At 65.5% G+C, this 26,664-nt stretch carries 22 protein-coding genes and 1 tRNA gene; 14 read left to right on the top strand and 9 right to left on the bottom strand.

Going from position 1 to position 26,664, the window contains the following annotated elements:
- Positions 1–273: 273 nt before the first annotated feature.
- Positions 274–945, bottom strand: coding sequence for a histidine phosphotransferase ChpT (gene chpT / locus BJ122_RS17730; RefSeq protein WP_110782559.1), 672 nt, complete (start codon positions 943–945; stop codon positions 274–276).
- Between the two features lie 187 nt (positions 946–1,132).
- Here chpT and cysQ point away from each other — a divergent pair, with 187 nt between their 5' ends.
- The gene (gene cysQ / locus BJ122_RS17725; RefSeq protein ID WP_110782557.1) at positions 1,133–1,972 is read left to right on the top strand and encodes a 3'(2'),5'-bisphosphate nucleotidase CysQ; all 840 of its coding nucleotides are present in this window, start codon (positions 1,133–1,135) and stop codon (positions 1,970–1,972) included.
- Positions 1,973–1,989: 17 nt separating this feature from the next.
- Here the strand turns inward: cysQ and BJ122_RS17720 are convergent, their stop codons facing one another.
- The gene (locus BJ122_RS17720; protein ID WP_110782555.1) at positions 1,990–2,490 is read right to left on the bottom strand and encodes a YHS domain-containing (seleno)protein; all 501 of its coding nucleotides are present in this window, start codon (positions 2,488–2,490) and stop codon (positions 1,990–1,992) included.
- A 110-nt stretch (positions 2,491–2,600) separates the two neighbouring features.
- Between BJ122_RS17720 and BJ122_RS17715 the strand changes: the two genes are divergently transcribed.
- From BJ122_RS17715 to BJ122_RS17700, 4 genes are all read left to right on the top strand, one after another.
- The gene (locus BJ122_RS17715) at positions 2,601–3,194 is read left to right on the top strand and encodes a DUF1134 domain-containing protein (RefSeq protein WP_110782553.1); all 594 of its coding nucleotides are present in this window, start codon (positions 2,601–2,603) and stop codon (positions 3,192–3,194) included.
- 182 nt (positions 3,195–3,376) lie between these two features.
- Complete coding sequence (locus tag BJ122_RS17710; protein ID WP_110782551.1) at positions 3,377–4,543, top strand: coiled-coil domain-containing protein; 1,167 nt, start codon at positions 3,377–3,379, stop codon at positions 4,541–4,543.
- Between the two features lie 261 nt (positions 4,544–4,804).
- Positions 4,805–4,879, top strand: a tRNA-Val gene (locus tag BJ122_RS17705).
- Positions 4,880–5,032: 153 nt separating this feature from the next.
- Entirely contained in the window at positions 5,033–5,341 is a 309-nt protein-coding gene (locus tag BJ122_RS17700) for a hypothetical protein (protein ID WP_110782563.1), read from the top strand.
- A gap of 738 nt (positions 5,342–6,079) precedes the next feature.
- Here BJ122_RS17700 and BJ122_RS17695 read toward each other — a convergent pair.
- Positions 6,080–7,618, bottom strand: coding sequence for an acetolactate synthase large subunit (locus tag BJ122_RS17695; RefSeq protein ID WP_110782549.1), 1,539 nt, complete (start codon positions 7,616–7,618; stop codon positions 6,080–6,082).
- Between the two features lie 166 nt (positions 7,619–7,784).
- On the opposite strand from BJ122_RS17695, the gene BJ122_RS17690 reads away from it, so the two are divergent.
- Positions 7,785–8,357 carry a L,D-transpeptidase gene (locus BJ122_RS17690; RefSeq protein WP_110782547.1) on the top strand — a complete coding sequence of 191 codons (573 nt, stop codon included), beginning with the start codon at positions 7,785–7,787 and terminating at the stop codon, positions 8,355–8,357.
- Between the two features lie 83 nt (positions 8,358–8,440).
- Positions 8,441–9,256 carry a DUF2927 domain-containing protein gene (locus BJ122_RS17685; RefSeq protein ID WP_245407785.1) on the top strand — a complete coding sequence of 272 codons (816 nt, stop codon included), beginning with the start codon at positions 8,441–8,443 and terminating at the stop codon, positions 9,254–9,256.
- A 104-nt stretch (positions 9,257–9,360) separates the two neighbouring features.
- On the opposite strand, the gene BJ122_RS17680 is transcribed toward BJ122_RS17685, so the two are convergent.
- The 3 genes from BJ122_RS17680 to BJ122_RS17670 form a co-directional block, all read right to left on the bottom strand.
- Positions 9,361–10,455, bottom strand: a complete 1,095-nt coding sequence (locus BJ122_RS17680) for a M48 family metallopeptidase (protein WP_110782545.1) — start codon at positions 10,453–10,455, stop codon at positions 9,361–9,363.
- Positions 10,456–10,474: 19 nt separating this feature from the next.
- A complete protein-coding gene (locus tag BJ122_RS17675) occupies positions 10,475–11,635 on the bottom strand; it encodes a YjgN family protein (RefSeq protein ID WP_110782543.1) in 1,161 nt (386 codons plus the stop codon).
- Between the two features lie 311 nt (positions 11,636–11,946).
- Positions 11,947–13,119 carry an isovaleryl-CoA dehydrogenase gene (locus BJ122_RS17670; RefSeq protein ID WP_027279584.1) on the bottom strand — a complete coding sequence of 391 codons (1,173 nt, stop codon included), beginning with the start codon at positions 13,117–13,119 and terminating at the stop codon, positions 11,947–11,949.
- A gap of 396 nt (positions 13,120–13,515) precedes the next feature.
- Here BJ122_RS17670 and BJ122_RS17665 point away from each other — a divergent pair, with 396 nt between their 5' ends.
- The 3 genes from BJ122_RS17665 (at position 13,516) to BJ122_RS17655 (ending at position 16,896) form a co-directional block, all read left to right on the top strand.
- On the top strand, positions 13,516–14,685 hold the full coding sequence (locus tag BJ122_RS17665) for an acyl-CoA dehydrogenase family protein (protein WP_181418991.1): 1,170 nt from the start codon (positions 13,516–13,518) through the stop codon (positions 14,683–14,685).
- Positions 14,686–14,923: 238 nt separating this feature from the next.
- Complete coding sequence (locus tag BJ122_RS17660) at positions 14,924–16,048, top strand: CaiB/BaiF CoA transferase family protein (protein WP_110782539.1); 1,125 nt, start codon at positions 14,924–14,926, stop codon at positions 16,046–16,048.
- Positions 16,045–16,896 carry an HTD2 family dehydratase gene (locus tag BJ122_RS17655; RefSeq protein ID WP_110782538.1) on the top strand — a complete coding sequence of 284 codons (852 nt, stop codon included), beginning with the start codon at positions 16,045–16,047 and terminating at the stop codon, positions 16,894–16,896. The genes BJ122_RS17660 and BJ122_RS17655 overlap by 4 nt, the downstream gene beginning before the upstream one ends.
- Positions 16,897–17,172: 276 nt before the next feature.
- On the opposite strand, the gene BJ122_RS17650 is transcribed toward BJ122_RS17655, so the two are convergent.
- Both BJ122_RS17650 and trhA read right to left on the bottom strand, forming a co-directional pair.
- Positions 17,173–17,982, bottom strand: coding sequence for an SDR family oxidoreductase (locus BJ122_RS17650; RefSeq protein WP_110782535.1), 810 nt, complete (start codon positions 17,980–17,982; stop codon positions 17,173–17,175).
- A 52-nt stretch (positions 17,983–18,034) separates the two neighbouring features.
- Positions 18,035–18,739, bottom strand: a complete 705-nt coding sequence (gene trhA, locus BJ122_RS17645; protein ID WP_103011399.1) for a PAQR family membrane homeostasis protein TrhA — start codon at positions 18,737–18,739, stop codon at positions 18,035–18,037.
- Between the two features lie 202 nt (positions 18,740–18,941).
- Here trhA and BJ122_RS17640 point away from each other — a divergent pair, with 202 nt between their 5' ends.
- The 3 genes from BJ122_RS17640 (at position 18,942) to BJ122_RS17630 (ending at position 21,895) form a co-directional block, all read left to right on the top strand.
- On the top strand, positions 18,942–20,408 hold the full coding sequence (locus tag BJ122_RS17640) for a YcjX family GTP-binding protein (protein ID WP_027279578.1): 1,467 nt from the start codon (positions 18,942–18,944) through the stop codon (positions 20,406–20,408).
- Entirely contained in the window at positions 20,405–21,499 is a 1,095-nt protein-coding gene (locus tag BJ122_RS17635) for a YcjF family protein (RefSeq protein ID WP_110782534.1), read from the top strand. Before BJ122_RS17640 ends, BJ122_RS17635 begins: the two co-directional genes overlap by 4 nt.
- A 195-nt stretch (positions 21,500–21,694) precedes the next feature.
- A complete protein-coding gene (locus BJ122_RS17630) occupies positions 21,695–21,895 on the top strand; it encodes a cold-shock protein (RefSeq protein WP_027279576.1) in 201 nt (66 codons plus the stop codon).
- A gap of 415 nt (positions 21,896–22,310) precedes the next feature.
- Here BJ122_RS17630 and BJ122_RS17625 read toward each other — a convergent pair whose 3' ends face one another.
- Positions 22,311–22,922, bottom strand: coding sequence for a hypothetical protein (locus BJ122_RS17625; RefSeq protein WP_110782532.1), 612 nt, complete (start codon positions 22,920–22,922; stop codon positions 22,311–22,313).
- 171 nt (positions 22,923–23,093) lie between these two features.
- On the opposite strand from BJ122_RS17625, the gene putA reads away from it, so the two are divergent.
- Positions 23,094–26,177: a bifunctional proline dehydrogenase/L-glutamate gamma-semialdehyde dehydrogenase PutA gene (putA, locus tag BJ122_RS17620; protein ID WP_110782530.1), complete on the top strand. Its 3,084-nt coding sequence runs from the start codon at positions 23,094–23,096 to the stop codon at positions 26,175–26,177.
- The last annotated feature ends 487 nt before the right edge of the window (positions 26,178–26,664 follow it).

Here is a 26,664-nt window from a genome sequence, read left to right as displayed (position 1 = left end):
TTGTTCGGATCTTGCTCAAACCGAACCAACTGATTGTCGACAGTGTCCAGACTCTCGTTGGTCTCAGTGAGAAATTCGCGCAACAAGTCGTCCATGAAAGCCGGCCCTTACTCACGCGAGCGTCCACACAACGACGCTCTTGGCTCCGGCCACTGTCGACGTAAAGCGTTTAATATTGGTTGAGTAGCGCGCAAAAGCGTAGCGAACCGCAAATCCGCGCAGCGAACGCGGGCGGCCGGCAACTAAGTATTAACTATGCGGGTTTGGCCGCGGTCAGAGCGCCGCGATCACCACCGTATCGGCCTCGGGGGCCAGTGACACCTGCAGGCCGCAGGCCTGGGCAAGCAGCCGCGTGTAGTAAGGCTGCACCGCATGGGCGTCGATCGCACTCTTGGGGCCGGTGCTCAGCATATCGACAATGTTGTGCGGGGTACGGACATTAAGTCCGCTGGCGGTGACGCGGAACGACATCGCCTCGCCCTCGCCGATCGGATCGACCTTGAGCAGGCCGCCGCGCGGAATGGTCTGCTGGGCGATCACCAGCATGTTGAGCAAGAGCTTGGCGCGGTTCTTCGGCATCAGCACCCGCGGCAGGTTCCACTCGATCTTGGTCTTGTCGTCTTCGAGATGGCCGCGCGCCATGTTCTGGGCATCGCCGAGATCGATCTGCGCGCCGGCCGAGCCAGCCGCGCCAAACGCCAGCCGGCAGAATTGCAGCCGGGCCGACGCGGTGCGCGCGCTCTTGCGGATCAGCTCCAGCGCGAAATCGCGGTCTTCCGGCTTCGGGCTATCGTCCAGCACTTCGAGGCCGTTGACGATGGCGCCGACCGGACTGATCAGATCGTGGCAGACCCGCGAGCACAGCAGCGCTGCCAGTTCCAGCGAATCCGGCACCGGGAAAGCGGCGGGGGTTTCGGAGGCTGCAGATTGGAAGGTTTCGGACATCGCGTCGATCCTGAAAGCCGCACGGCGGGACTGCGGCGAATCAGCCGCTGATGTTGGTTGATACACTGGCGACGTCAACACCGCCAACAAAGGCCGCGTCATCACGGCGTTTTCTAGGCGAGCGCAGTGCTGTTGCCAGACGCGGCGCGCTCTTCCACAACAACGCAGCGCTCACAGGAACCCGACCATGACCACCAGCACCAGCTCCGGCCCCACCCTCTCCCGCGACCAGGCGGTTCAGCTGCTGGACGAGCTGACCGCGCTCGCGATCGAGGCCGGCCGTGCGATCCAGGCGATCGACCGCAGCGGGCTGGCGGTGCAGGGCAAGGCCGACGGCTCGCCGGTGACCCAGGCCGATCTCGCCGCCGACCGGGTGATCGCGGCTGGACTGGCGGCGCTGTGCCCGGCGATCCCGGTCGTATCCGAGGAGCGCGCTCCGGCGTGCACAAAGCTCTCCGGCAGTTTCTTTCTGATCGACCCGCTCGACGGCACCAAGGAATTCATCGCCGGCCGCGATGAGTTCACCGTCAATATCGCGCTGGTGGTCGATGGCTCGCCGCTGCTCGGCATCATCGGCGCCCCGGCCAAGGGCGTGCTGTGGCGCGGCGTCGCCGGCGCCGGCGCGGAACGGCTGACGCTGAACGCAGACGGGGCGATCACCGGCCGGGCCGCGATCCGCACCCGGCCGCTGCCCGCCGCGGGCCAGCCGTGGGTCGCCGCGGTCAGCCGCTCCCATGGCAATGCCCGCACCGAAGCCTTTATCGACGCCCGCCCGGGCGCCGAACGCCGCACGCTCGGCTCGGCGGTCAAGCTTGGCCGGATCGCGGAAGGCAGCGCCGACATCTATCCGCGGCTCGGGCCGACCAGCGAATGGGACATCGCCGCGGGCCACGCGCTGGTGACCGCAGCGGGCGGCGTGGTCACCGATTGCTCGGGCGCCCCCATCCGCTATGGCATCGGCCACCCGCAATTTCTGGTGCCGGAGTTCATCGCCTGGGGCGATCCGGCCGCCGCTCCCGGCCGCTAAGCACAAGCTGCGCTATTCTATTCGGCCAGTTGCTCGAGCAGCTTGGGCCAATGCTGCGCGGCGCGCTGCAGGTAGCGGCCAGGGTCGGCCGCGAACGCATCGCGGTTGTCCTGATCGACAAACAGAAACAGCCGCTGCCCTTCGATCAGCCAGATCTGGGCATTGCCCGCGACCGCGACGCCGCGCGCCACGCCGACCGGATCGTAGCCGCCATATTGCGGGGCATAGATGTCGGGCCGCGCCAGAAAATAGCTGCGGTTGCCGGCATTGCAGAACCGCCAGACCGCGCCGTTCTTGTCGGCCTCGAACTCGGCTTTGCCCTGCCGCGCTTCTTTATCCGTGAAATAGGCCACCGGATCGAAGCCGCCGATGGCGACGCCGGTGTGACGATTCACCACCACCCGTTCGGTGGTCGCCGAGGCCGCTGCTGCGACCGCGGGCGTGAATGCCATGGCGAGAGCCACAAACAAGGCCGAACCAGGGCAAATCGCTTTTCTTTGCTGCCGTTGTGCCGACATAGTTGCTACCGATAAACATCCGAGTCGGGGACGATGGGTGCACCCTAAGGGCTGCTTCTCAGCATCCGGTTAAGGGTGTGCCTACGGAATTTACTCAGGGGTTGTTCGTCATGAGCTTTGCTTCTCGCCTCGGCGCGCTCGCTGTCGCCGCGCTGATGTGCATGTTGGTGCCGGCTTCCGCGCAATATGCCCAGCATCCACCGCGACAGCAGGCGACCCCCAGCACCTATGGCACCGACGAACTGGCTACGGCCGGGCATCGCTTTTTCGGCAATGTGTCGCGTGGTCTGGCCTCGGTGATCGAGCGCGCGGTCAGCCAATGGGGTCTGCCGAACGGCTACATTCTGGGTGAAGAAGGCTCGGGCGCGTTCGTCGCCGGGCTGCGCTATGGCGAAGGCACGCTGTACACCAAGAATGCCGGCGACCTGCGGGTCTACTGGCAGGGGCCGTCGGTCGGCTTCGATTGGGGCGGCGACGGCGCGCGCACCATGATGCTGGTCTATAACCTGCCGGCCACCAACGCGATCTATCAGCGCTTCGCCGGCATCAACGGCTCGGCCTATATCGTCGGCGGCTTCGGCATGACCGCGCTGACCGCCAACAATATCGTGGTGGTGCCGATCCGCTCCGGCCTCGGCCTGCGGCTGGGGGCCAATATCGGCTATCTGAAGTTCACCCCAGGCGCGACCTGGAATCCGTTCTAAGCGCCCAAACCGCGGAAAATCGCGTGACCTCCGCGCCAGATTCACGTTAACGCTTTCACGTTAACGCTGCGGGCGGCGCCGTCGCGCCCCGCCGCTGGCGCACGGCTGGCGGCCCGGACCTATCGGTACTCGGTGCCGCAAGTTGTGTTGTCCGCCGTCCAATTTGCTCTGGGAGTGTCCCGATGGTCGAGCCGATCATGTATCTGGCGATCGGTTTTCTGGTGTCGATGCTGCTCTGGCTGATGATCATACCGCTGGTGCATAACCGCGCGGTACGGCTCACCACCCGGCGCCTCGAAGCCGCAGCACCGGTGTCGCGGGCCGAAGTCCAGGCCGACAAGGACCAGCTGCGCGCCGAATTCGCGATGACGGCGCGCAAGCTCGAGATCAACGTCGACAAGCTCAAGCACCAGACCTCGAGCCAGCTCGCCGAGCTTGGCAAGAAGACCGAGGCCATCAACCGCCTGAAGCACGAGCTCGCCGAAAAGAACGCCGCGATCTTTGCTCTGCAATCGCGCGAGGCCGGGCTGAAACAGCAGCTCGAAGCCACCGAGCAGGAATTTGCCGGCAAGGCGCAGGCGCTGCAGACCGCGGAACAGGCGCTGAGCGCCAAACAGGACGAGCTGGCCCGGCTGAGCTCCGATCTGTCGGAGCGCTCGCAGACCGCCGACAGCCGCGAACGCGAACTCGCCACCGTGCATTCTGAAATCGACACGCTGAAAGCCAAGGTGCAGGACGCCGAGCAGGAATTCGCCGCCACCCAGCAGCGCCTGGAGCAGCAGCGCAGCGCGTCCGACCTCGCCAGCCGCGAACTGACCGAGGCCCGCGAGCACGGCACCAACCTCAACCACCGGGTTGCCGACCTCGACCGCCAGCTCAGCACCCAGGTCAAGCAATCGGAAACGCTGGCCAGCCGGGTCAAGCTGCTCGAGGCGGAAAACGCCGAGCTGCGCGCGGCGATCGCCGGCAAGCACGGCAAGGCGCCGGTCACCAACGCAGAAATCGAGCAGCTGCGCGCCGACAAGAGCCGCGCCGAGCAGGAGCTGAAATCGGCCCGCGACGAGCGCAGCAAGCTGCAGCGCGATCTGGTGGCGATCCAGCAGCAGGCGGAAGCGGCCTGGGCCACCGAGCGCACCGAAAACGCGCTGCTGCGCGAGCGCATCAACGAGATCGCCGCCGAGGTCGCCAAGCTCGCGATTCAGCTGGAAGGGCCGAATTCCTCGGTGGAGAAGCTGCTGGCCGACAGCAAGCCCGCCACTGGCGGCAATGACCGCGCCGCGGCACGGCCGAGCCTTGCCGATCGCATCAAGGCGCTGCAGTCGCAGGCCACCCGCCGCAAGGCCAGCTGACCGCGTTTTCAAGCGTTGGAGCGGCGGGCTCCGATCGCGAATTTCCGATCGCGAATTGAGGTGACAGGTGTCTGATCTCGGCCCTGGCGTTGCGGCCTCCGGATCGCCGAGATGAGATTTACCGACGCGGACCCACAGGCTTGGCTTGACACCAGCCCCTGCAATTCCGTAAATCGCGCCACCGACGACGACGCGGCGGCAACGCCCCGCAGCACGATTGTCGAGATCGCGCGTCGCCCATGGCCACGCTGCCGATATCCCGGGCGCATAGCTCAGCGGGAGAGCGTTCCCTTCACACGGGAGAGGTCCAAGGTTCGATCCCTTGTGCGCCCACCATCGTCCGAACTTCCCTCACGACTGAATTTCCAGGCGCTCGCGTTGCAACAACGCAGTTGCCGCAATTGACTCGCGACAATGCCGCCGCCGCAAGCGGCCGGCACGCTGTCGTCACCGGCCGCGACCAACAGCGGCCGTTGGGAGGGACGACAGATGCCGCATCAGGGAGCTGAGCAGCGCGTCGCCGCGTTGCTGGAGCAGGAAAGTTCAATCAAGCAATGGCTCGATCAGATCGGCGCACTTGGCCGCGACCACCGCGGCCATATCGTGGTGCGCGGTCTCAGCGTCGAGGAAGCCGAAGAGTTTTTGCGGCTGCGGCCGCTGGTGCAGGCGCCGGACAGCGGCCTGACCCAGCCGGGCCTCGCCCAGGCGACCGAGCGCTATGGCGCGCTGCGTAGCAAGCTGGAAGCGGCGCTGCAGGAAGAAGCGATCGCCCGGCTCAGCTCCTGGGGAGGCCACTGAGCGGCTCATACTACGGCGGTTGATAGCAACCACTCCGCTCGCCATGGCCGGGCACGCTGTTCAGCCCGGCCATCCACGTTTTGGATCTTGAAGCGCTTAAGAGGTGGATACCCGCGACAAGCGCGGCATGACGGATCATTGGTGGAGCCCGATGGTTTAGGCGCCCGGCCGCAGCGTCGGCTACCGCTTGCGGTCTGGCTCACGATCAAAAACCTGATCAGGGATCGCGGTGCGGTTCTGGTTTTCCGGGGACCGCAGCGCGCTCCCGACGATGGTGTGCGCCCACGATTGACCGCGCGCTGCAACCGTGCGGGCAAGTGGCGGGCTGCGCGGTCCACTGTCACCAAACCGTCATCGCGCCGTTATCATTCTGTTAACGCTGCGCGCTATAGCCTGATCTTATGCAGAGCGAACCGGATGTACGTTCGCCGCGCAGATGGCTCGGAGTGTCACCACTTCGGGCCGTAATTTTTTGGGCCGGCATTTGCGCATAGAGCGATGCGGTCGGCCCGACGCCACCATCAGCTGCCCTCCCCCTCCACCATCGATGCCTGTCATGCCCGCGCTTGTCGCGGGTATCCACGTCTTAAACGCGATGCAGGGTCAAAGACGTGGATGGCCGGGACAAGCCCGGCCACGACGAGCAGTCAGGTTGGCATCGATCGCCGCTATAGCGTTTTCTAGCGAAGTGGATTCCGGTTCGCGTCAAGAAAACGCGTTAGAACAAAAAGCTCTAACTCACATCACCACTTCGATCAGCCGCGGTCCCGGCTCGGCCACTGCCGCGGTCAGTGCCGCACATAGCTGCTCGGCGCTGTGCACCGCGCGGCCTTCGACACCCATGCCCTTGGCGAGCGACACCCAATCGAGCGTCGGCCGGTCGATGCTGAGCATATCGAGCGCGCGCTGACCCGGCGCGCCGGCTTCGACGCCGGCGAACTCGCCGCGCAAAATCTGATAGTTGCGATTGGCAAACACCACCGTGGTGACGTCGAGCCGCTCGCGCGCCTGGGTCCACAGCGATTGCAGCGTGTACATCGCGCTGCCGTCGCCCACCAGACAGATCACCTTGCGGTCCGGACAAGCGACCGCCGCGCCGGTCGCGACCGGAGGCGAGAAGCCGATCGAGCCGCCCATGTTCTGCAGCCAGTCATGCGGCGCCGCCGCCGCGGTCGGCGGGAAGAAACCACGGCCGGTGGTGATCGATTCATCGACCACGATGCCATTGTCGGGAATCGCCAGAGCGATCGCCATCGCGATCGCGGCCGGCGTCAGCGCGCCGCTCGGCGGCGTCAACGCCATCTGCGGCTGCGGCTGCGCGTCGTGCGGCTTGGCGCCGAGCACGCCAGCCAGCGCCTCCAGCGCCGCCACCGAGCGCTCGCCATGCGCGGTCAGCCGGTGCACCTGGCAGCCATTCGGCTTCAGCAAACTCGGCTTGTTCGGATAGGCGAAGAACGCCACCGGATCGCTGGCCTCGACCAAAATGATGTGCCGGAACTGCTGCAGAATCGGCAGCGCCTGATCGATCACATAGGGGATGCGATCGATCGCGAACCGGCCGCGGCCGCGCGCCATCAGCGGGTTATAGGTCTGGCCCATCACCTGGCAGCCGGTCTTGCCGGCGATCCGGGCCGCCAGTTCCAGCCCATGCGCCGACAGCGCGCTGCCGGTCATCAGCAGCAAGGCCGGCTCGCCGCCGCGCAGCACTCGCGCCGCCTCCTCGACCGCGCGCGGCGCGTAGCTGGCGCCGGCCTCCGCCGGCTCGACCTCGGCAATGCCGTCAGCTTGATTCCAGGCGGTATCGGCCGGCAGAATCAGCGACGCGATCTGGCCCTGCCGCGCCACCGCGATCGCCGCCGCGCCGTCGCGCGCCACCGACTCGGCATCGGGCGAGGTGCGCACAAAGGCCGACATCGGCCGCGCCAGTGCTTCGATATCGGAGGTCAGCGGTGCGTTGTAATCGATGTGGTAGGTGGCGTGCTGGCCGATGATGTTGACGATGCCGGAATTGGCCTTTTTGGCGTTGTGCAGATTGGCGAGCGCATTGGCGAGCCCGGGGCCAAGATGCAGCAGCGTCGCGGCCGGCCGGCCCGTCATCCGGAAATAGCCGTCGGCAGCACCCGAGACCACGCCCTCGAACAGCCCGAGCACGCAGCGCATGCCCTCGACCCGGTCGAGCGCGGCGACGAAGTGCATCTCCGAGGTGCCGGGATTGGCGAAACAGACCTCGACGCCGCCTTGAACCAGCGTCCGCACCAGGCTTTCCGCACCGTTCATGGTCCGCTCCCCGCAGTTTTCCTAAGCCCGGGCGCAGATCAACATTGTTGCTGCGCTTCGTCAAAGGGCCGCCGCACGCGCCAAGACTGGTCAAAATCGCTCCATGGGTTGCGCGACGCGGCGAATTGTGGCCACTTCGCAGGACGATTGCGACAGTGGAGGAACGATGAGCCGGTTTCTCGCCGCGGTATGTGCGACCGCCCTTGCGTCGGTCGTTGCGACCACCGCCCATGCGGAATTTTTCGACAGCCGCGAGGTGATGGGCTTCGGCCCCAACTTCTTCGCGGGCAGTTCCAATCCGATCCCCCGCGAGGTCGTGATGTATTCCGGGCCCTACGCGCCCGGCACCGTGGTGATCAACACCTCGGAACGGCGGCTATATCTGGTGCTGCAGGGTGGCCGGGCACTGCGCTATGGTATCGGCGTCGGACGCGACGGGTTCCGCTGGAGCGGCGTGCATCGCATCAGCGCCAAGCGCGAATGGCCGAGCTGGACGCCGCCCAAGCAGATGCTGCGCCGCCGCCCCGATCTGCCGCGCCACATGGCTGGCGGCATCGACAATCCGCTCGGCGCGCGCGCCATGTATCTCGGCTCGACGCTGTATCGCATCCACGGCTCCAACGAGCCGGAGACCATCGGCCAGGCAGTGTCGTCCGGCTGTTTTCGCATGACCAACGAGGATGTCGCCGATCTCTATGACCGCGTCCGCGTCGGAACCACGGTGGTGGTGAGGAACTGACCCGTCTCGCCCGCATCGCGCAACGGCGCGCTCCATCGACACGACACGCCGCCAACACGACGCGAAACGTAACGCTGGCGGCGTTGCTCGCCGTGATGATCACCGGCGCGGCGCTGGCCGCCGGTGGCGCCGCGCCCGGCAGCACGGAGCATCGCGGCACCGAGAGCACGCATGCGCCCGCTTCCGTGCACAAGCACCATGGCAAACGGGCTAAGGCGGAACGCACCGCGTTTTCTGATCAGGAGATCGTCGAGGGTTTTCTGAAAACCGCGTTCGGTGCCGAATATCACCTCGCCGGCCGGGTCGACCGGATTCGCAAATACAATGGCCCTGTGCGGGTGTTTGCGGAAGGCGCGCGCCACGACCGCAAGGAGCAGATCGCCGCGATCGTCGCCGACGTCGCCGCAAAGGTGCAGCATCTCGACATCGCGATGGCGCCGAGCAGCAGTGCCGCCAATGTCACCATCAATTTGGTGCGCGACCGCGATCTGTATCGCACCCTGACCTCCTCCTACGGCGCCGAGCGCGCCCGGGAGATCCGCTCCTCGCTCGATCCGCAATGCCTGTCCGGCTTCCGCAAGAACGAGGCCTATGAGATCGAGCATTCCGACGTGATCCTCACCGTCGACAATGGCGACTTCGTCTTCTTCGACTGCGCCTATGAGGAATTGCTGCAGTCGCTCGGCCCGATCAACGACACCGACCAGGTGCCGTGGACCATGTTCAACGACAACGTCCAGATGGGCTATTTCGACGTGTTCGATCAGTACATCATGAACATTCTGTACCACCCGCTGATCCGGCCCGGCATGACCGTGCCCGAGGTCAAGGCGCTGCTGCCCGAGGTGCTGGCCGACGTCCGCCGCTTCGTCGCGCGCATCAACAAGCTGCCGCAATAGCGGCCGCGAAAAGCGCCACTGAGCTGGCATCCACGTCTAAGCGCCGTGCTGTTGCAAAGACGTGGATGGCCGGGACGAAGCCCGGCCATGACGGGTCGTTGCTATCAACTGCGCTTGCAGATCGCCTGCAGCGCTCGCCACTCCGCGTCGGTCAGCAGCGGCGGGCCGGTGGGCACAGCATCCAGGCTCCGCATCCGATCGCGGCGGTCCTCGGTGAGCGGATGGCTGGATACGATATCGAGGCCGCTGCCGCCTTGCTTGCCGGTGATGCGGAACAGCAGCTCGCCGAGCCCTTTTGGCGAGCGGCCGAGCTTCTGCATCACCTCGATCGAAAACGTATCGGCGTCATGCTCGGCCTCGCGCGAGTAGGACGAGCTGATCAGCGTCTTGGTCGCGAACACCAGCGCGCCGGAGCCGCTGAGATCGCCGAACAGCAGGCCGATCAGAAACGACGCGCTGCCATTGTGGATCAGCACCTTGATGTTGTCGTGATGAGCGACATGGCCGAATTCATGGGCGATCACCGCGGCGATCTCGTCCGGATCGTTGGCAGCGGCCAGCAACGCACTGAACAGCAGCACCTTGCCGCCCGGCAGCGCCACCGCGTTGGGGATGCCGCTCGACAGCACCACCAGGGCGACATGATCGTCGAGCCCGCCGGCGCTGCGCACCGCCTCGACCAGCTTGGCGAGCGCCGCCTGCCCGGCCGGATCGTCACAGACCCGGTCGCCGAGCAGCGTTTTGACCTGCTGCTCGACCACGACGCCGAGCCGCTGTTCAAACGAGCGCGGCAGTAGCGGCGCCAGCCGTTCGGCGATCAGCGGCAGGCCAAACACCGCGATCAGCAGCACCGACGCGGCCGCCGCCACCGACCAGCCGACGATCCGCGCGGTGCTATGCCGGGCCGACGCTGAAGCATCGAGGCCGGTGCACCGCGCGGTCAGTTGCGCGGCGAGGCCAGGATCGCGGATTTCCAGCCGCGCCAATGGCGCCGCGGCGATATTGCAGAGCCGCAAGATGCCCGATGGCGCATCGGCGCGGCGCAGATCGCCGAACGCCCAGCTGGCCAGCGTTTCGCCCTCAAGGTTTTGGATCAGCAGGCGCTCACCGAATGACAGCGTGACCCGGTGACGGCGGCTCGATGTGCCGTCGAAATAGATCGCCTCCGGAGTGATATGGCTGGGTAAATCATGCGGCATCGCAGCAGCCACCGCTCAGCTACAAACCAGCGACGTCGAGGCCGTCGGCAAAACCCTCGCCAAGCGCGGTCGCCAATTCACCCTGTGCGGCAACCTCGGCCGCGGCATCAAGCCCGTAGACCGTGGTGGCATTGGCCACCTTGGCCCACAGATCGCGCAGCAGATAGATGCGCATCACCGCGTTGAAGCCGACGATCAGCAAGAGATAGCCGATGCCGGTCAGCACCAGCATCGCAACGTTATTCTGCAGCGCCTCGGGCCGAAAGGTCTCGCCGTCACCACCGGCCAACAGCGCGATCACCGCGCCAAAGCCGCCGAGACAAAGCGAAAAGACGAGCAGCAGCAGCGCGCTCCAGCCGATCGCCTTCCAGTACAGCGGGATCAGTGCCGTGACCGGCAACGCCGACTGCAAACGGACCGCGCCGAAGCGGAGGCCCGACAGCCACCAGCGCCATTCCATCGCCCGATAGATCGCAAACAGCACCGGCAGCGCCGGCAGCACGACGATCGTGAGATAGGGCAGCCACAGCAGCGACGGAACGATCAGGAACGCCAGCGTCAGCGCCCAGATCCACCAGCCGCGTTTGAACAGTTCGATCCCACGGCCCTCGAACCGGCCTTGCAGCTCGCCATAATGCGAATGGCCCAACTTGTAGCGTTCCAGCGCCGCGGTGCGCCACGGCAGCAGCAGGCCGAAGGTGAGCAGCACCGCCAGCGCCCATAGCGAGGCACGCAGCGCATAGGCCCAGCCCGAGCCGGTCATCCAGAACCGTACCCCGCGCCAGATAGTGCGCGTCAGCCGATAGCGCCGCGCCCGATAGATCGCGAACTGGCTGAACAGATAGAACAGCGCCACCAGCGGAACGCTGGCGAAGGCCTGCAGACTCTCCGCTTCGATGCCGAGCAGGAAATAGCCGATATAGAGCGGCGCCAGGATCGCCACCGCCATCAGAAAGCCGAGCAGCAGTTCCTTGCCGGTGCCGGTATATTCGGCCGCATCGCCATCGAGCGCGGTATTGGCCCAGAGATGGCGGCGCATGTCGGTGGCGAGCCAGAAACGGTAAAAGCCGAGCGTGATCAGCTCCAAGAGGCCGCCGCGCAGCACCAGGCGGCGAAACTCGGCGCGGCTGCCACAAAAGCTCGCGGCTCGCGCGGTCGGCACCTGCGGGACGGAGGTCATCTCGTTCACAGCGGGCTTCCTCTCGGACCAAGCCAAGCCTTGGACAAACCAAGCCTTGGACAAACCAAGTCTTGGGCCAAACCAAGTCTCGCCTGCCGATCGCCCTTCCCGCAAGGGCGGCGCCGAACCAGGTCTGCGATTATTGCTGCCGGCTGATTAATCCGCAGCTCTGTGCGGAGCGGTCTGGCAACGATGTCAGCCACATCGAGCCGCGCCTTCTCTCCCCGCTTGGCGCGGGAAGAGAAGGGTATTTGCGGCGAGACGGCCGACCGGCCGTCTCGCTTCGTCCACTTGGCCGTCGCGCTTGGGCGTCAGGCGGTCTTGGAGAACAATTCGCGGCCGATCAGCATGCGGCGGATTTCGCTGGTACCGGCGCCGATCTCATAGAGCTTGGCGTCGCGCAGCAGCCGGCCGGTCGGATAGTCGTTGATGTAGCCGTTACCACCGAGCAGCTGGATCGCGTCGAGTGCGCACTGCGTGGCTTTTTCCGCAGCGTAGAGAATCGCGCCGGCGGCGTCTTCGCGGGTGGTCTCGCCGCGGTCGCACGCCTTGGCGACCGCATAGACATAGGCACGCGCCGAATTCATGGTGACATACATGTCGGCGACCTTGCCCTGGATCAGCTGGAAGGTGCCGATCGGCTGACCGAACTGCTTGCGCTCATGCACATAGGGCAACACCACGTCCATGCAAGCCTGCATGATGCCGAGCGGACCAGCCGCCAGCACCACGCGCTCATAATCGAGCCCACTCATCAGCACGTTGACGCCGCGCCCGACCTGGCCGAGCACGTTTTCCTCCGGCACTTCGCAATCCTCGAACACCAGTTCGCCGGTGTCCGAGCCGCGCATGCCGAGCTTGTCGAGCTTCTGCGCCGTCGAAAACCCCTTCATGCCCTTCTCGACCAGGAACGCGGTCATACCACGCGGGCCGGCATCGGGATCGGTCTTGGCATAGACCACCAGCGTCTCGGCGATCGGGCCGTTAGTGATCCACATCTTGTTGCCGTTGAGAACGTAGCGGTCGCCCTTCTTCTCGGCGCGGGTCTTCATCGACACCACGTCCGAACCGGCGCCCGGCTCCGACATCGCCAGCGCGCCGACATGCTCGCCGGAAATCAGCTTTGGCAGGTATTTGCGCTTCTGCGCCTCGGAACCGTTGCGACGGATCTGATTGATACAGAGGTTGGAATGTGCGCCGTAAGACAATCCGACCGAGGCCGAGGCGCGGGAGATTTCCTCAACCGCGAGGCAGTGCTCCAGATAGCCCAGGCCCGAGCCGCCATACTCTTCCTCGACGGTGATGCCATGCAGCCCCAGTTCGCCGAGCTTGGGCCACAGGTCGCGCGGGAAGGTATTGGTCTTGTCGATCTGATCGGCGCGCGGCGCGATCTCATTGGCCGCAAAATTGCGCACGGTCTCGCGGATCGCATCCGCGGTTTCGCCGAGATCGAAATTGAATAGATTTTGCGCGTTGGGCAGCATGGTAGGGCGGTCTCCGCTAGGACGATTGTTATTGTGCCTCAGCCTTAATGCCAGCAGCGCGCGATGTCACTCAGCCAAAGGCGGAAGAAGCGCCTCAACAGCCGCTATTCCCAAGCTTGCCGCCGGTCTTGATCGTTCAGGGCCAAGGCGGCCGGCCAGCCACGGCGAACATGATCGGAGGCGGCCGCGGCGCCCGCGGCCTTGCGCAGCGCCCGCACTGCAACATCGCGAGCAACGACGGCAAGCGCAGATCGCCATGACAATATCGACGTTGTGGGGGCCTGGTCGCAGGTGTATGCGAAATTCGGTCAGCAAGCGACGAGGTAACGCCCGTTCAGCTGAGTTGATGCCATCCCGCCCTTCCCCGTTTCCCTACAACAGAGTGCGACCATCTTTATGAAACACCACGCGGAGCAGGACGAATTTCAGGATATCCGTGAAGCCGTCGGCAAATTGTGCGCGCAATTTCCAGGCGAATATTGGCGCCAGCTCGACCGTGAGATGGCCTATCCCAAGGCGTTCGTCGATGCGCTGACCGAAGCCGGTTATCTCTCGGTGCTGATCCCCGAGGAATATGGCGGTGCTGGCCTCAAGCTGTCGGCCGCTGCGGCGATCCTGGAAGAGATCCAGCGCGCCGGCTGCAATGGCGGCGGCTGCCACGCCCAGATGTACACCATGGGCACTTTGCTGCGACATGGCAGCGCAGAGCAGAAGGCGAAATGGCTGCCGCAAATCGCATCCGGCGAATTGCGCTTGCAGGCGTTCGGCGTCACCGAGCCGACCTCGGGCACCGATACCTCGTCGCTGAAGACGGTGGCGAAGAAGGACGCGAACGGCGACTACATCGTCAATGGCCAGAAGATCTGGACCAGCCGCGCGGAATATTCCGACCTGATGATCCTGCTGGCGCGTACCGCGCCCAAGGATCAGTGCGCCAAGCGCACCGACGGCCTGTCGGTGTTCCTGGTCGATATGCGGCAGGCTCGCGGCCACGGCCTGGAAATCCGCCCAATCCGCACCATGATGAATCACTCGACCACCGAGGTGTTCTTCACCGACCTCAAGGTGCCGAAGGAGAATCTGATCGGCGAGGAAGGCAAGGGCTTCCGCTACATCCTGTCTGGCATGAATGCCGAGCGCATCCTGATCGCGTCCGAATGCGTCGGCGACGCCAAATGGTTCATCGCCAAGGCCACCGCTTATGCCAAGGACCGCGTGGTGTTCGGCCGTCCGATCGGCCAGAACCAGGGCATCCAGTTCCCGATCGCCAAGGCCTATGCCGCGATGCGCGCCGCCGAACTGATGGTCAAGGAAGCCGCGCGCAGATACGAGGCGGGGCTTGATTGCGGCGCCGAGGCCAACATGGCCAAGATGCTGGCCGCCGACGCCTCGTTCGAGGCCGCCAATGCCTGCATCCAGACCCATGGCGGTTTCGGCTTCGCCGAGGAATACGACGTCGAGCGCAAATTCCGCGAGACACGATTGTACCAGGTGGCGCCGATCTCGACCAATCTGGTGCTGTCGTACATCGCCGAGCACATGCTCGGCATGCCGCGCTCGTATTGAGAGCAACTCCCCTCCCCCCGCGTAGCGAAGCGAAGTGGTGGGGAGGGGTCGGGGGTGGGGGGATCCTCAAGCGCTCAATCGACGCGATGAGGTTCTTCGATCACCATGATCGCGAGCCTGTCTCTCGCCCGCGAATGCCCCCCACCCCGGCGCTACGCGCCGACCCTCCCCACCGCTCGCAATGCTCGCGGGGGGAGGGAAAGGTGAAGCGACCTGATCGTTGAAAGAAGGACACCCGATGCTTCCGCTTGAAGGTTTGACCGTGGTCGCCGTCGAACAGGCCGTGGCCGCGCCTTATTGTAGTTCGCGGCTCGCCGATGCTGGCGCCCGCGTGTTCAAGGTCGAACGGCCGGAAGGCGATTTCGCCCGCGGCTATGACCATGCCGCCAAGGGCCAGAGCAGCTACTTCGTTTGGCTGAACCGCGGCAAGGATTCGGTGGTGATCGATCTTGCCACCGACGACGGCCGCGCCGAGCTGGAGAAGCTGATCGCCGGCGCCGACGTGTTGTTGCAGAATCTCAAGCCCGGCTCGATGGACAAGCTCGGCTTTTCCCGCGAGCGGCTGCGCAAGGACTATCCGAAGCTGATCATCTGCACGATCTCCGGCTATGGCGACGAAGGCCCGTATGCCCATCGCAAGGCCTATGATCTGTTGATCCAGGCCGAAAGCGGCCTCGCCTCGATCACCGGTGGGCCGGAAAGCGCCTCGCGGGTCGGCATGTCGATCGTCGATGTCGCCACCGGCGCCGCGGCCCATGCCGCGATCCTGGAAGCGCTGCTGGCGCGCGGCCGCAGCGGCCAGGGCGCTGACATTCGCATTTCGATGTTCGACGTGATGGCCGACTGGCTGACCGTGCCGCTGCTCAATGCCGAAGCCGGCAATCCGCCAAAACGGCTTGGCCTCGCCCATCCCTCGATCGCGCCCTATGGCGTGTTCACCTCCAAGGACGGCAAGGACATTCTGATCTCGATCCAGAGCGAGCGCGAATGGAAGAAGCTGTGCGCCGAAGTGCTGCGCCAGCCTGAACTCGCCGCTGATCAGCGGCTGTGCAGCGGCGTCGAGCGCGTCAAAAACCGCGACTACACCGATAAGATTGTCGCCGACATCTTTGGTTCGCTGACCCGCGACGATCTGCTCGAACATCTCGCCGCGGCGGACATCGCGTTCGCCGAGGTCAACACCATGGCCGATCTCTCGACCCACCCGCATCTGCGCCGGATCGAGGTCAACACCCCGAACGGGCCGGTGAGCTATCCGGCGCCGGCCGCGATCTTTGTCGGCGATCAGCGCCGCTATCGCGCGGTGCCGGCGATCGGCCAGAACCAGGACCAAGCCAACAGCACCGCGGAGCAAACCTCATGACCGACGCGCTCGACATCGATCATCTGCGGCAGTGGATCGGCCGCACCGACCAGGCCAGCGACATCGTCACCGCGCAATTGGTGAAGGGACTGCGCGCCACGCTGTTCCTCGAGATCGGCGCGCCGCAAAGCGGCGATGCCGCGCCGCTGACCGTGCAATGGTGCCTCGGCCAGCCAGTCTATCCGATGAGCGGGCTCGGCCCGGACGGCCACCCGGCGCGCGGCGGTTTCCTGCCGCCGGTGCCGCTGCCGCGCCGGATGTGGGCCGGCGGCGAATTGCAGTTCGTCGATCCGCTGCGGGTCGGCGATGAGGTGACGCGCCGCTCCACCATCGCCGACGTCACGCTGAAAACCGGCTCGACCGGCGCGCTGTGCTTTGTCGCGGTTGAACACATCACCGAAACGGCGCGCGGCATCGCGATCCGCGAACGGCAGGACATCGTCTATCGCGACATGCCGAGCACGCCGCAAGCGGCCCCCGCCGCGCCGGCCTCGCCGCCACCGGCCGCCCAGCACAGCGAGCGCCATCTTGCCGATCCGGTGCTGCTGTTCCGCTATTCGGCGCTGACCTTCAACGGCCACCGCATCCATTACGATCGCGACTACGTCACCAAGGTCGAGTTCTATCCGGGCCTGGTGGTACACGGCCCGATGCAGGCGGCGCTGCTGGCCGAATTCGCCGCCAAGCTGAAGGGCGCGGCGCCCAAGAAGTTCAGCTATCGCGGCGTAGCACCGCTGTTCGACGGCGTCGAGTTCAGCGTCAACGCCAATGAGACCGCGGCCGGGCTGGACTTGTGGACCGCCAATGCCGATGGCGTGCCGACCATGAAGGCCAGCGCGAGCTGGTAAGCAACTTGAGCTTCGGTTCTGATCGAGCCAAAATCAAAGCTCTACTACCAGCGGCTCCTACCATTCACTCGTCATGCCCGCGCTTGTCGCGGGCATCCACGTCTTGAAAGCGCTGCAAGATCAAAGACGTGGATGGCCGGGACGAAGCCCGGCCATGACGTGCGGAGCGGTTGGCATCAATTGCCGTTGCTATAGTTTGATGTTCTGACGCGTTTTCTTGACGCGATCCGGGATCCACTTCGCTCGAAAACGCTATAGCGGCGCCCGCGCGCCCTTTCAGCTCGCGCTTTGCACCGCGGCGAAATCGGCGCGCATCTTGGCCTGGATCTTGGCCATGCCGCCGATCCAGCGCTCGTAATTCTCAGCCTTGTTGCGCAGATAGCCGAGCACCATTTTGTGCGGCAGGATCAGGAAGATTTCCTGCTCGATACCGGCCAGCGCATCCTGCGCCACCTGTTCCGGCGACAGATCACCATCGCTCGATTGCGGCCCCTTGGGCAGCGCGCGCAGCATGGCGGTATCGACGCCCTGCGGGCACAGGATCGACACCCGGATATTGTCGGCCCGGTGCGAGATCGCCAGGTTTTCCGCAAAACCGACCGCGGCGTGTTTGGTGGTCGAATAGACCGCGCTGCCGACCTGCGACAGCAGCCCCGCCGCCGAAATCGTGTTGAGGAAATAGCCGCCGCCGCGCGATTTGTAGCGCGGGATCAGGTGCCGGGCCGCATAGACATGGGCCATGACATGCACCGCCCAGCTTTTCTGCCAGGGGCCGTCGTCCGACAACGCGGCATTGTCGCCGAGCGGATCAAAACCCGCGGCAATACCGGCATTGGAGCAGAACAGCGCGATCGGGCCATAAAGCCGTTCGGTCTCTTCGATCACGCGCTGAATGTCGGCTTCCTTGCCGACATCGCAGCGGAACGAGGCGCCGCAGATCGACGCCGCCACCTGCGCGGCACGCTCGCCGTCGATATCGACCACGATGACTTTGGCGGCACCGGCGCGGTGGAAAGTTTCACATAGCGCCTGGCCGATGCCACTGGCGCCCCCGGTCACAACCACGACCTTGCCGGCCACCTGCATCGCCGCCTCCCGCTGTCAGGATCTTGGTGCGCGCGGCCAGGACGGCCGCGCGTCAGGCCAGAACCATATCCAGCACGGCGGTGTAGTGGCAAGCGGCGCCCAGCAGCACGAAGGCGTGCCAGATCGCATTCTGGAAGCGCAGCGCGCGCCAGGCATGGAAGATCACGCCCAGCGTGTACAGCACGCCGCCGAGCGCGATGAACCACATCGTCAGGTGCGGCACCGCGGCCGACACCGATTCGTAGGCAATCACCCCGCTCCAGCCGAGCCCGAGATAGAGCCCGACCGACAGCTTATCGAACCGGCCCGGCAGAAACAGCTTGAGCACAATACCGACGATCGCCACGCCCCAGACGCCGCTGAGCAGCGCGATGGCGAACATCTGATCCTTGATCTGGGCGATGAACGGCGTGTAGGTCGCCGCGATCAGGATGTAGATCGCCGAATGATCGAAGCGCCGCAGCAGCCATTTGCGCGGCGACACCGGCCAGAGATTATAGGCCGCCGACAGCCCCAGCATGGCGAGCAGCCCGGCCGCATAGACCGATACCAGCACGATCTGCGAAGCGCTGGCGAACACCCCGGTCAGGGTGATCAGCGCGGTGACCGCAATCAGGCCGAGCACCACGCCGAGCACATGCACGACGCCATCGGCGATCAGTTCCGCGCGATCATAATGCCAGCCGATCGCACCGGCGGTAGCCGGAGCGGCTTGGTGGGCTTGGTGATGGAGGCTTTTCGACCGCAAAGTCGTCATTCAGGCCTTTCCAATCAAACAACCTTTGGAATTGATCTGGCGCATTCTGGCGAATTAGGCCCTTCCGTAAAGCATACAGCATTGCCGGAGGATGCAAGCAGGACTTATCGTCGCAAACTGGCAGGCTGATGGCACGATTGGCCCGAATCGCTGCTTTGCGGCAAGTTCGCCGCGTATTCTTTGGTTCCGACATCACGCGAGCATGGCCATCAATTTTTCCAAATTGTTCGAGGAAGCGCGACTGTCGACGCGCGCCCTGCTCGACTACAGCGAGAATTTTTTCCATCCCACCCTGCGGCTTGGCGTCACTGGATTGTCACGTGCCGGCAAGACCGTGTTCATCACCGCGCTGGTGCATGGCTTGGCGCGCGGCGGCCGCTTCCCGATCTTCGAATCGATGGCCACCGGCCGGATTTCCGCAGCGCGGCTGGAACCGCAGCCCGACGACGCGATTCCGCGCTTCGACTATGAAGATCACCTGCGCACGCTGATCGACGACCGCAACTGGCCGCATTCCACGGTGGATATCAGCGAATTGCGGCTGGTGATCGATTATCAGCGCCGCAACGGCGCCGACCGCAGTCTCACCATCGACATCGTCGATTATCCAGGCGAATGGCTGCTCGACCTGCCGCTGCTCAACAAGAGCTATGAACAATGGGCAGCCGAGAGTCTGTCGCTGTCGCGCCAGGACCCGCGGGTGCGGCTCGCCGGCGAGTGGCACGCCCATCTCGCCACGCTGGACCCGACCGGCCGCGAGAACGAACAGGCCACCCTGACCGCGGCGCGGCTGTTCACGAAATACCTGCGCGAATGCCGCGACGAACAATTCGCGATGAGCCTCTTGCCGCCCGGCCGCTTTCTGATGCCGGGCAATCTCGCCGGTTCGCCCGCGCTGACCTTCGCGCCGCTCGACGTGCCGCTCAATGGCGAGCCGCCGGAAGGCTCGCTATGGGCGATGATGCGCCGCCGTTTCGAGGCCTACAAAGACGTCGTGGTGCGCCCGTTTTTCCGAGACCACTTCTCCCGGCTGGACCGGCAGATCGTGCTGGTGGACGCCCTGACGGCGTTTAACGCCGGTCCTGAGGCGTTGCACGATCTGGAATCGGCGCTGGCCGGGATTTTGGACATTTTCCGGATCGGCCGCAGCTCGCTGTGGAGCGCGCTGTTCCGCCCCAAAATCGACCGCATCCTGTTCGCGGCCACCAAGGCCGACCATCTGCACCATTCCAGCCATGACCGGCTCGAAAACATTTTGCGCCGCATCGTGGAACGTGCCTCGACCCGCGCCGAATTCGCCGGCGCCGAGGTCGATGTGGTGGCGATGTCGGCGGTGCGCGCCACCCGCGAGGCCCAGGTGCAGCGCGGCCATGAACGGCTGCCCTCGATCGTCGGCACGCCGATCGCCGGCGAGACCTCCGGTCCCGAAGTGTTTGACGGCCGCACCGAGGTCGCCACCTTCCCCGGCGACCTGCCGGTCGAGCTCAACGATCTGTTCAAAGCGGGAACGTTCCGCGGCCTGGCCGCCGGCCGGCCCGAGGACGCCGACTATCGGTTCCTGCGGTTCCGGCCGCCGCGCATCGATTGCCGCAATCCCGAGGAGATCATTCTGCCCCACATTCGCCTCGACCGCGCGCTCCAGTTCTTGATCGGAGACAAGCTGCTATGACCGAGCGATTTCAGTCGCGCCGGCCGGCGACCTTCAAGCTGGATGACCCCGGCGTCGTGGTCAGTGACGGCGCGGGCGAAGAACCGAAAGCCGCAGCGTCGCCGCGCCCGGAGGAAGCCAACCGCCCGGCGCGCAGCCGGGTGCAGATCACCCCGGAGAAGGAAAATCTGGCGCCGGTGGTGACGCCGTCCGAGCCGAACGCAGCCTTGGCGCCGCGCCGCGGCTTCCGCTGGGGCGCGCTGTTCTGGAGCGCGATCGGCGGCCTGGTCTCGCTGGCCGCCTGGCTGTGGGTAACCCGGCTGATCGAAGACCTGTTTGCTCAAAACAAGACACTCGGCACCGTGGCACTGGCGCTGGCGATCGCCGCTGGCGTGGCGCTACTCGTCATTGCCGGCCGCGAAGTCGTCAGCATGATGCGGATGGCGGCGATCGAGAAACTGCATCGGCGTGCAGTGGTGGTTCTGGAGAATAATAATCGCGCTGAAGCCAAGGCGATCGTGCGCGAACTGATCAATATGGAGCAGCAGAACCCGCAGCTCGGCCGGGCCCGCACCGCGCTCACCAGCCATCTCGACGAGATCATCGACGGCAGCGATCTGCTGCGGCTGGCGGAACGCGAGTTGCTCGGCCCGCTCGATCAGCAGGCCCGGGTGCTGGTCTCCACCGCCGCGCAGCGGGTGTCGCTGGTCACCGCGATCAGCCCGAAAGCGCTGATCGACGTGCTGTTCGTGCTGATCGCAACGCTGCGCATGCTGCGGCAATTGTCGCGGCTCTATGGCGGCCGGCCCGGCGCGATCGGCATGATCCGGCTGTTGCGGCAGACCATTGCCCATCTCGCTATCACCGGCGGCGTCGCGATCGGCGACAGCGTCGTGCAGCAGATGCTCGGCGCCGGCATCGCCGCAAAATTGTCATCCAAACTTGGCGAAGGCGTCGTCAACGGTATGCTAACCGCCCGGCTCGGTCTGGCGGCAATCGATCTCACCCGTCCGCTGCCCTTTATTGCTCTGCCCCGTCCGGTGCTCGGCGATCTGGTCAAGGACCTGATGCGCAAGCGCGACAAGGATAAGGACAAAGACAAGGACGAGTAGCAGCGGGTGGCGCGCTTACCATCTGGCGGAATGTGTTCCACCGCGCGCTTGAGACGCAGCCGCCTGTTTTGACGACAGCCACGACCATTGTTTAAGCTGTCAAGTGCCGCCCGAACCGCGTATCGTGGCGACGCAACGATCCGGTGGGCAGGGCCGGTCGTTCGTTATCAATCTGTTCCTGCGGAGACTGACTGTATGGCTAAAGGGACTGTCAAGTGGTTCAACCCGACCAAGGGCTACGGCTTCATCCAGCCGAGCACCGGCGGCAAGGACGTGTTCGTGCACATCTCTGCGGTGTCACGCGCGGGCCTGTCCACGCTGACTGAAGGCCAGTCGATCGAGTTCGAGGAAGTCGCTAATCGCGGCCGGACCTCGGCTGAGAACCTCAAGGTCTGATCGACACGCCGATAGTGCCGGCCCGGATTAGATCCGGGCGGCATGGGAGATGATCCTCAACGACGATCTATGACTGACTTAGCTACTGATTTAGCTACTGACTTGGCTGAACGATCTCGCCCCGTTTGATCTCGATCATAGCAGGCGACCAAATCGACGCACGATGGCTTCCGCGCAGGATTGCCATCGTTTTTTTTGTTTTTTTGCGCCCGCCTGCGCCGCCACCCGCGCTTGTCGCGGGTATCCACGACTTGAAATCGCTGCAAGATCAAAGACGTGGATGGCCGGGACGAGCCCGGCCAAGACGTGCGGAGTGGTTGGTATCAATCCCCGTTGGGACTACTTGCGATCGGCTTGTCAGGAAAACCCTATTGCTGGCGCGCGCGTCGGTTCTGTTTCCATACCCCCGAAAAGCCTAATCGCGCTTGCCCCAGTCGGCCACCGGCATCACCTCCGGCGCCTGGGCGTAGCTGCGCGTCCACAGATCGACCGCCCATTCGACGCCGGTGGCGCGCTCCACCAGCACCGCCGTGTTATGCGGGGTCTGCAATGCCAGCACATTGCCGCGATAATGCGGATCACCGACCGCGTGATACTTGAACAGCCCCCATTGCTGCATCAGCAGCAGCAGGCTGGTGGTGTTGCGCGTCGTATCCCAGCAGTCGAAATTGCCCTTGTCCGACCCGGAGCGAAAATCGGCGCGCGCCACCCGGCCGGCGGTGCCGATCAACGGACCGACCCGGCGATCGAACCACACCACCGCCTTCTGCACCGCGGCGCGCTCGGCCGCGGCATTGGCGCGGCCTGCTGCCATGATCTGGGTGAGCGCCCGGCGATCGGCGGGCCCGAATTCCAGCATATGGCGGCGGCGGCACACAAAGCCGTAGCACACCGTCATCGAATTTGCGGACGGCGGGAAAATCGACACCGAACTATAGAGATAGGCGACCGCGGGACTGACCTCGGCCTCGGCCGCCGCCGCGCCCGCGCTGGCCATCACCAGCAGCGCCGCGACCATTGCACGCATTCCGTTTCGCGCTGTTCCCATCCGGCCGATTCCACGTTGAACTACCCGGCAGGCTAGCGCGGGCAACGGCGCCCTGCCAGCGCCACAGTGCTGCCGCCGCTTTGCGCTTGCGTTGTGCGGCCAGCGCGCAACACTATTCGAGCAGTCCCGGTCGATTGGGAGGCCATCCGCATGCCGACCGCGTCACTGCCCGCGTTCATTGCCGACTATGCGCCCGACGATGGCGAATTGGCTGCGCGTTTACTCGACCGTGTCCAGTTCTCGCCGGACGCGGAACGCCGCATCGACGCCACCGCCACGCGGCTGATCACCGCGATCCGCGGCCATGATCACGGCATCGGCGGCATCGAGCAGGTGCTGGCCGAGTTCGCGTTGTCGTCCAAGGAAGGGCTGGCGCTGATGGTGCTGGCCGAAGCGCTGCTGCGCGTGCCGGATGCGCTGACCGCCGACCGCTTCATCGAAGACAAGCTCGGCCGCGGCGATTTCATCCACCACACGCCACGCTCCGGCGCGCTGGTGGTCAATGCCTCAGCCTGGGCGCTCGGCCTGTCGGCGCGACTGCTGCAACCGGGCGACACCCCGCAGGGCGTGCTCGCGACCATGACCAAGCGGGTCGGCGCTCCCGCGGTGCGCGCCGCCACCCGCGCCGCAATGCGGCTGCTCGGCCATCATTTCGTGCTCGGCGAAACCATCGCCGGCGCGCTGGAGCGGGCACGGCGCGAAGCGGCGCCGCAGCAGCGCTATTCCTTCGACATGCTCGGCGAAGGCGCCCGCACCGCCGCCGACGCGGCGCGCTACCTCGCCGCCTATGCCGCCGCGATCGACGCGATCGGCCGCGAGGCTGGCTCCGAAGCGCTGCCGGCGCGGCCCGGCCTGTCGGTGAAATTGTCGGCGCTGCATCCGCGCTTTGAAGCGGTCAGCCGCGACCGGGTGATGGCCGAGCTGGTGCCGCGGCTGATCGAACTGGCGCGCAACGCCAAGGCGCGCGATCTCAACCTCACGGTCGATGCCGAGGAAGCCGATCGCCTCGAACTGACGCTGGAAGTATTCGCCGCGGTGCTACGCGACCCGCTGCTCGCCGGCTGGGATGGTTTTGGGCTGGCGGTCCAGGCCTATCAAAAGCGCGCGCTGGCGGTGATCGACCATGTCGCCGAACTCGCCGCCGGGCTGCGTCGCCGGCTGATGGTGCGGCTGGTGAAAGGCGCCTATTGGGACAGCGAGATCAAGCGCGCCCAGGAGCGCGGGCTCGACGACTATCCGGTGTTCACCCGCAAGGCGATGACCGACCTCAACTACCTCGCCTGCGCCGAACGGCTGCTGACGCTGCGGCCGCGGCTGTTTCCGCAATTCGCTACCCATAACGCGCTGACCGTGGCGATGCTGTATGAGCTCGCCGGGCGCAGCAACGGCTATGAGTTTCAGCGGCTACACGGCATGGGCGACGCGCTATACGCGCAATTGCAGGCCGACCATCCCGCGCTCGGCGTGCGGATCTACGCCCCGGTCGGCGGCCACCGCGATCTGCTCGCCTATCTGGTGCGGCGCATGCTGGAAAACGGCGCCAACTCCTCGTTCGTCGCCAAAGTCGCCGATCCCCAGGCTGATCTGTCCGCCCTGCTGCAGCGCCCGGCCGCTATCATCGGCGAGCGCCGCAAAGCGCGCCATGCGCGCATTCCGTTGCCGCGCGACCTCTATCAGCCGCGGCGCAATTCGCGCGGTGTCGAGTTTGGCGACCGTGCCGCGCTCGCCAAATTGCAGGCCGAGGTCGCCACCGCGCGCCAGCCGATCACCGCGGCGGCGCTGATCGATGGCGTCGGACTTGGCGCCGCACCGCGCGCGGTGTTCAGCCCGATCGACCGCAGCAGCTTTGTCGGCTCGGTGCGCGAGGCCAGCGCCGAACAGGCGCAAGCCGCCGTGGCGGCCGCGGCGCGCGCCTTCGCCAGTTGGAGCAACACGCCGGCCGAACGGCGCGCCGCCTGCCTGGAGCACGCCGCCGAGCTTTTGGAGCAGCGCCGCGGCCAATTCATCGCACTGCTGCAGCTCGAGGGCGGCAAGATGCTCGACGACGCGCTCGCCGAGCTGCGCGAGGCGGTCGATTTCTGCCGCTACTACGCGCAGCACGGCCGCGCGCTGATGGCCGAGCCGGCGCTGCTGCCGGGGCCGACCGGCGAAAGCAACCGGCTGCAACTGCGCGGCCGCGGCGTGTTCATCGCGATCTCGCCGTGGAATTTTCCGCTGGCGATTTTTCTCGGCCAGATCACTGCGGCGCTGATGGCCGGCAACACCGTGGTCGCCAAGCCCGCCGAGCAGACGCCGCTGATCGCCTTTGCCGCGGTGCGGCTATTGCACGAGGCCGGCGTGCCGCCGAGCGCGCTGCAATTCACGCCCGGCAATGGCGTGATCGGCGCCGCTTTGGTGGCGCATCCCGCGGTCGCCGGGGTGGCGTTCACCGGCTCGACCACGGTGGCGCGCACCATCAACCGCGTGCTCGCCGCCAAGGATGGGCCGATCGTGCCGCTGATCGCCGAGACCGGCGGCATCAACGCCATGCTGGTCGACGCCACCGCACTGCCCGAGCAGGTCGCCGACGACGTCGTCAGTTCGGCGTTCCGCTCTGCCGGGCAGCGCTGCTCGGCGTTGCGGCTGTTGCTGCTACAACATGAGGTCGCCGACCGGATGATCGAGATCATCATCGGCGCGGCGCGTGAACTTCGGATCGGCGATCCGCGCGACGTGGCGGTGCAGATCGGTCCGGTGATCGATGACGACGCGGCCCGGCAGCTGCGCGCCCATGTGACGCGCATGCAGCACGAGGCGCGGCTGCTCTATGCCGGCGATCCACCCGGCCCCAATTACGTGGCGCCACATCTGATCGAGCTCGACCGCATCGGGCAGCTAACCTGCGAGGTGTTCGGCCCGATCCTGCATGTGGTGCGCTATGACGCCCGCGACATCGACAAGGTGCTACGCGCCATCGCCGCCAGCGGCTATGGGCTGACGCTCGGCCTGCAATCGCGCGTCGATGCCACGGTTGAGGACGCGATCGCGCGGCTGCCGGTCGGCAATGTCTATGTCAATCGCAACATGATTGGCGCGGTGGTCGGCGCGCAGCCATTCGGCGGCAGCGGCCTGTCCGGCACCGGGCCAAAAGCCGGCGGCCCGCATTATCTGCCGCGCTTTGCGACCGAACAGACTATTTCCATCAACACCGCGGCATCGGGCGGCAACGCCGCCCTGCTCTCGACTGAGGAGTGACGGCTGCCATCAGCTCGTCATTCCGGGGCGCTCGCGTCAGCGAGCGAACCCGGAAGCTCGAAATTGGTGTGACGTGCGAATGTCAGATTCCGGGTTCGCGCTCCGCGCGCCCCGGAATGACGCCCTGGGCGTCCAATTCTTGGAACGAAACCTGTCCCCGTCATTGCGAGCGCAGCGAAGCAATCCAGTTCACAGCACAAACCCTGGATTGCTTCGTCGCGTAGCCTGTGCCCGGACGGCGCGAAGCGCCGATCCGGGTGCTCCTCGCAATGACTTTGAACGGCCAGGAACCGCTGAGCGCGATCTCAGAAAATCAAAAGCACCGTCATTCCGGGGCGCTCGCGACAGCGAGCGAACCCGGAAGCTCGAAATTGGTGTGACGTACAAATGTCAGATTCCTGTATCTGCGGAGTGCTGGTGCACAGTCAGCGCGACGGAGGCCGCTCGGTAGATTCCCGGCCGATCATCTCGCCGTAACCCGGTGCGG

Origin of the sequence: Rhodopseudomonas faecalis, assembly GCF_003217325.1 — a bacterium.
In the GTDB taxonomy this organism is placed as follows: Bacteria; Pseudomonadota; Alphaproteobacteria; order Rhizobiales; family Xanthobacteraceae; genus Rhodopseudomonas; species Rhodopseudomonas faecalis.
Note: the sequence above shows the minus strand (reverse complement) of the source record. Positions and strands in the feature narration are given on the sequence as shown.

What these genes read in the sequence shown, in the direction of transcription:
- trhA (WP_103011399.1), bottom strand. Translation starts at nt 18,739, where the DNA reads ATGACGACTTTGCGGTCGAAAAGCCTCCATCACCAAGCCCACCAAGCC.
- BJ122_RS17720 (WP_110782555.1), bottom strand. Translation starts at nt 2,490, where the DNA reads ATGTCGGCACAACGGCAGCAAAGAAAAGCGATTTGCCCTGGTTCGGCC.
- BJ122_RS17625 (WP_110782532.1), bottom strand. Translation starts at nt 22,922, where the DNA reads ATGCGTGCAATGGTCGCGGCGCTGCTGGTGATGGCCAGCGCGGGCGCG.
- putA (WP_110782530.1), top strand. Translation starts at nt 23,094, where the DNA reads ATGCCGACCGCGTCACTGCCCGCGTTCATTGCCGACTATGCGCCCGAC.
- BJ122_RS17630 (WP_027279576.1), top strand. Translation starts at nt 21,695, where the DNA reads ATGGCTAAAGGGACTGTCAAGTGGTTCAACCCGACCAAGGGCTACGGC.
- BJ122_RS17640 (WP_027279578.1), top strand. Translation starts at nt 18,942, where the DNA reads ATGGCCATCAATTTTTCCAAATTGTTCGAGGAAGCGCGACTGTCGACG.
- cysQ (WP_110782557.1), top strand. Translation starts at nt 1,133, where the DNA reads ATGACCACCAGCACCAGCTCCGGCCCCACCCTCTCCCGCGACCAGGCG.
- BJ122_RS17665 (WP_181418991.1), top strand. Translation starts at nt 13,516, where the DNA reads ATGAAACACCACGCGGAGCAGGACGAATTTCAGGATATCCGTGAAGCC.
- BJ122_RS17710 (WP_110782551.1), top strand. Translation starts at nt 3,377, where the DNA reads ATGGTCGAGCCGATCATGTATCTGGCGATCGGTTTTCTGGTGTCGATG.
- BJ122_RS17660 (WP_110782539.1), top strand. Translation starts at nt 14,924, where the DNA reads ATGCTTCCGCTTGAAGGTTTGACCGTGGTCGCCGTCGAACAGGCCGTG.
- BJ122_RS17635 (WP_110782534.1), top strand. Translation starts at nt 20,405, where the DNA reads ATGACCGAGCGATTTCAGTCGCGCCGGCCGGCGACCTTCAAGCTGGAT.
- BJ122_RS17690 (WP_110782547.1), top strand. Translation starts at nt 7,785, where the DNA reads ATGAGCCGGTTTCTCGCCGCGGTATGTGCGACCGCCCTTGCGTCGGTC.
- BJ122_RS17700 (WP_110782563.1), top strand. Translation starts at nt 5,033, where the DNA reads ATGCCGCATCAGGGAGCTGAGCAGCGCGTCGCCGCGTTGCTGGAGCAG.
- BJ122_RS17715 (WP_110782553.1), top strand. Translation starts at nt 2,601, where the DNA reads ATGAGCTTTGCTTCTCGCCTCGGCGCGCTCGCTGTCGCCGCGCTGATG.
- chpT (WP_110782559.1), bottom strand. Translation starts at nt 945, where the DNA reads ATGTCCGAAACCTTCCAATCTGCAGCCTCCGAAACCCCCGCCGCTTTC.
- BJ122_RS17680 (WP_110782545.1), bottom strand. Translation starts at nt 10,455, where the DNA reads ATGCCGCATGATTTACCCAGCCATATCACTCCGGAGGCGATCTATTTC.
- BJ122_RS17695 (WP_110782549.1), bottom strand. Translation starts at nt 7,618, where the DNA reads ATGAACGGTGCGGAAAGCCTGGTGCGGACGCTGGTTCAAGGCGGCGTC.
- BJ122_RS17675 (WP_110782543.1), bottom strand. Translation starts at nt 11,635, where the DNA reads ATGACCTCCGTCCCGCAGGTGCCGACCGCGCGAGCCGCGAGCTTTTGT.
- BJ122_RS17655 (WP_110782538.1), top strand. Translation starts at nt 16,045, where the DNA reads ATGACCGACGCGCTCGACATCGATCATCTGCGGCAGTGGATCGGCCGC.
- BJ122_RS17670 (WP_027279584.1), bottom strand. Translation starts at nt 13,119, where the DNA reads ATGCTGCCCAACGCGCAAAATCTATTCAATTTCGATCTCGGCGAAACC.
- BJ122_RS17650 (WP_110782535.1), bottom strand. Translation starts at nt 17,982, where the DNA reads ATGCAGGTGGCCGGCAAGGTCGTGGTTGTGACCGGGGGCGCCAGTGGC.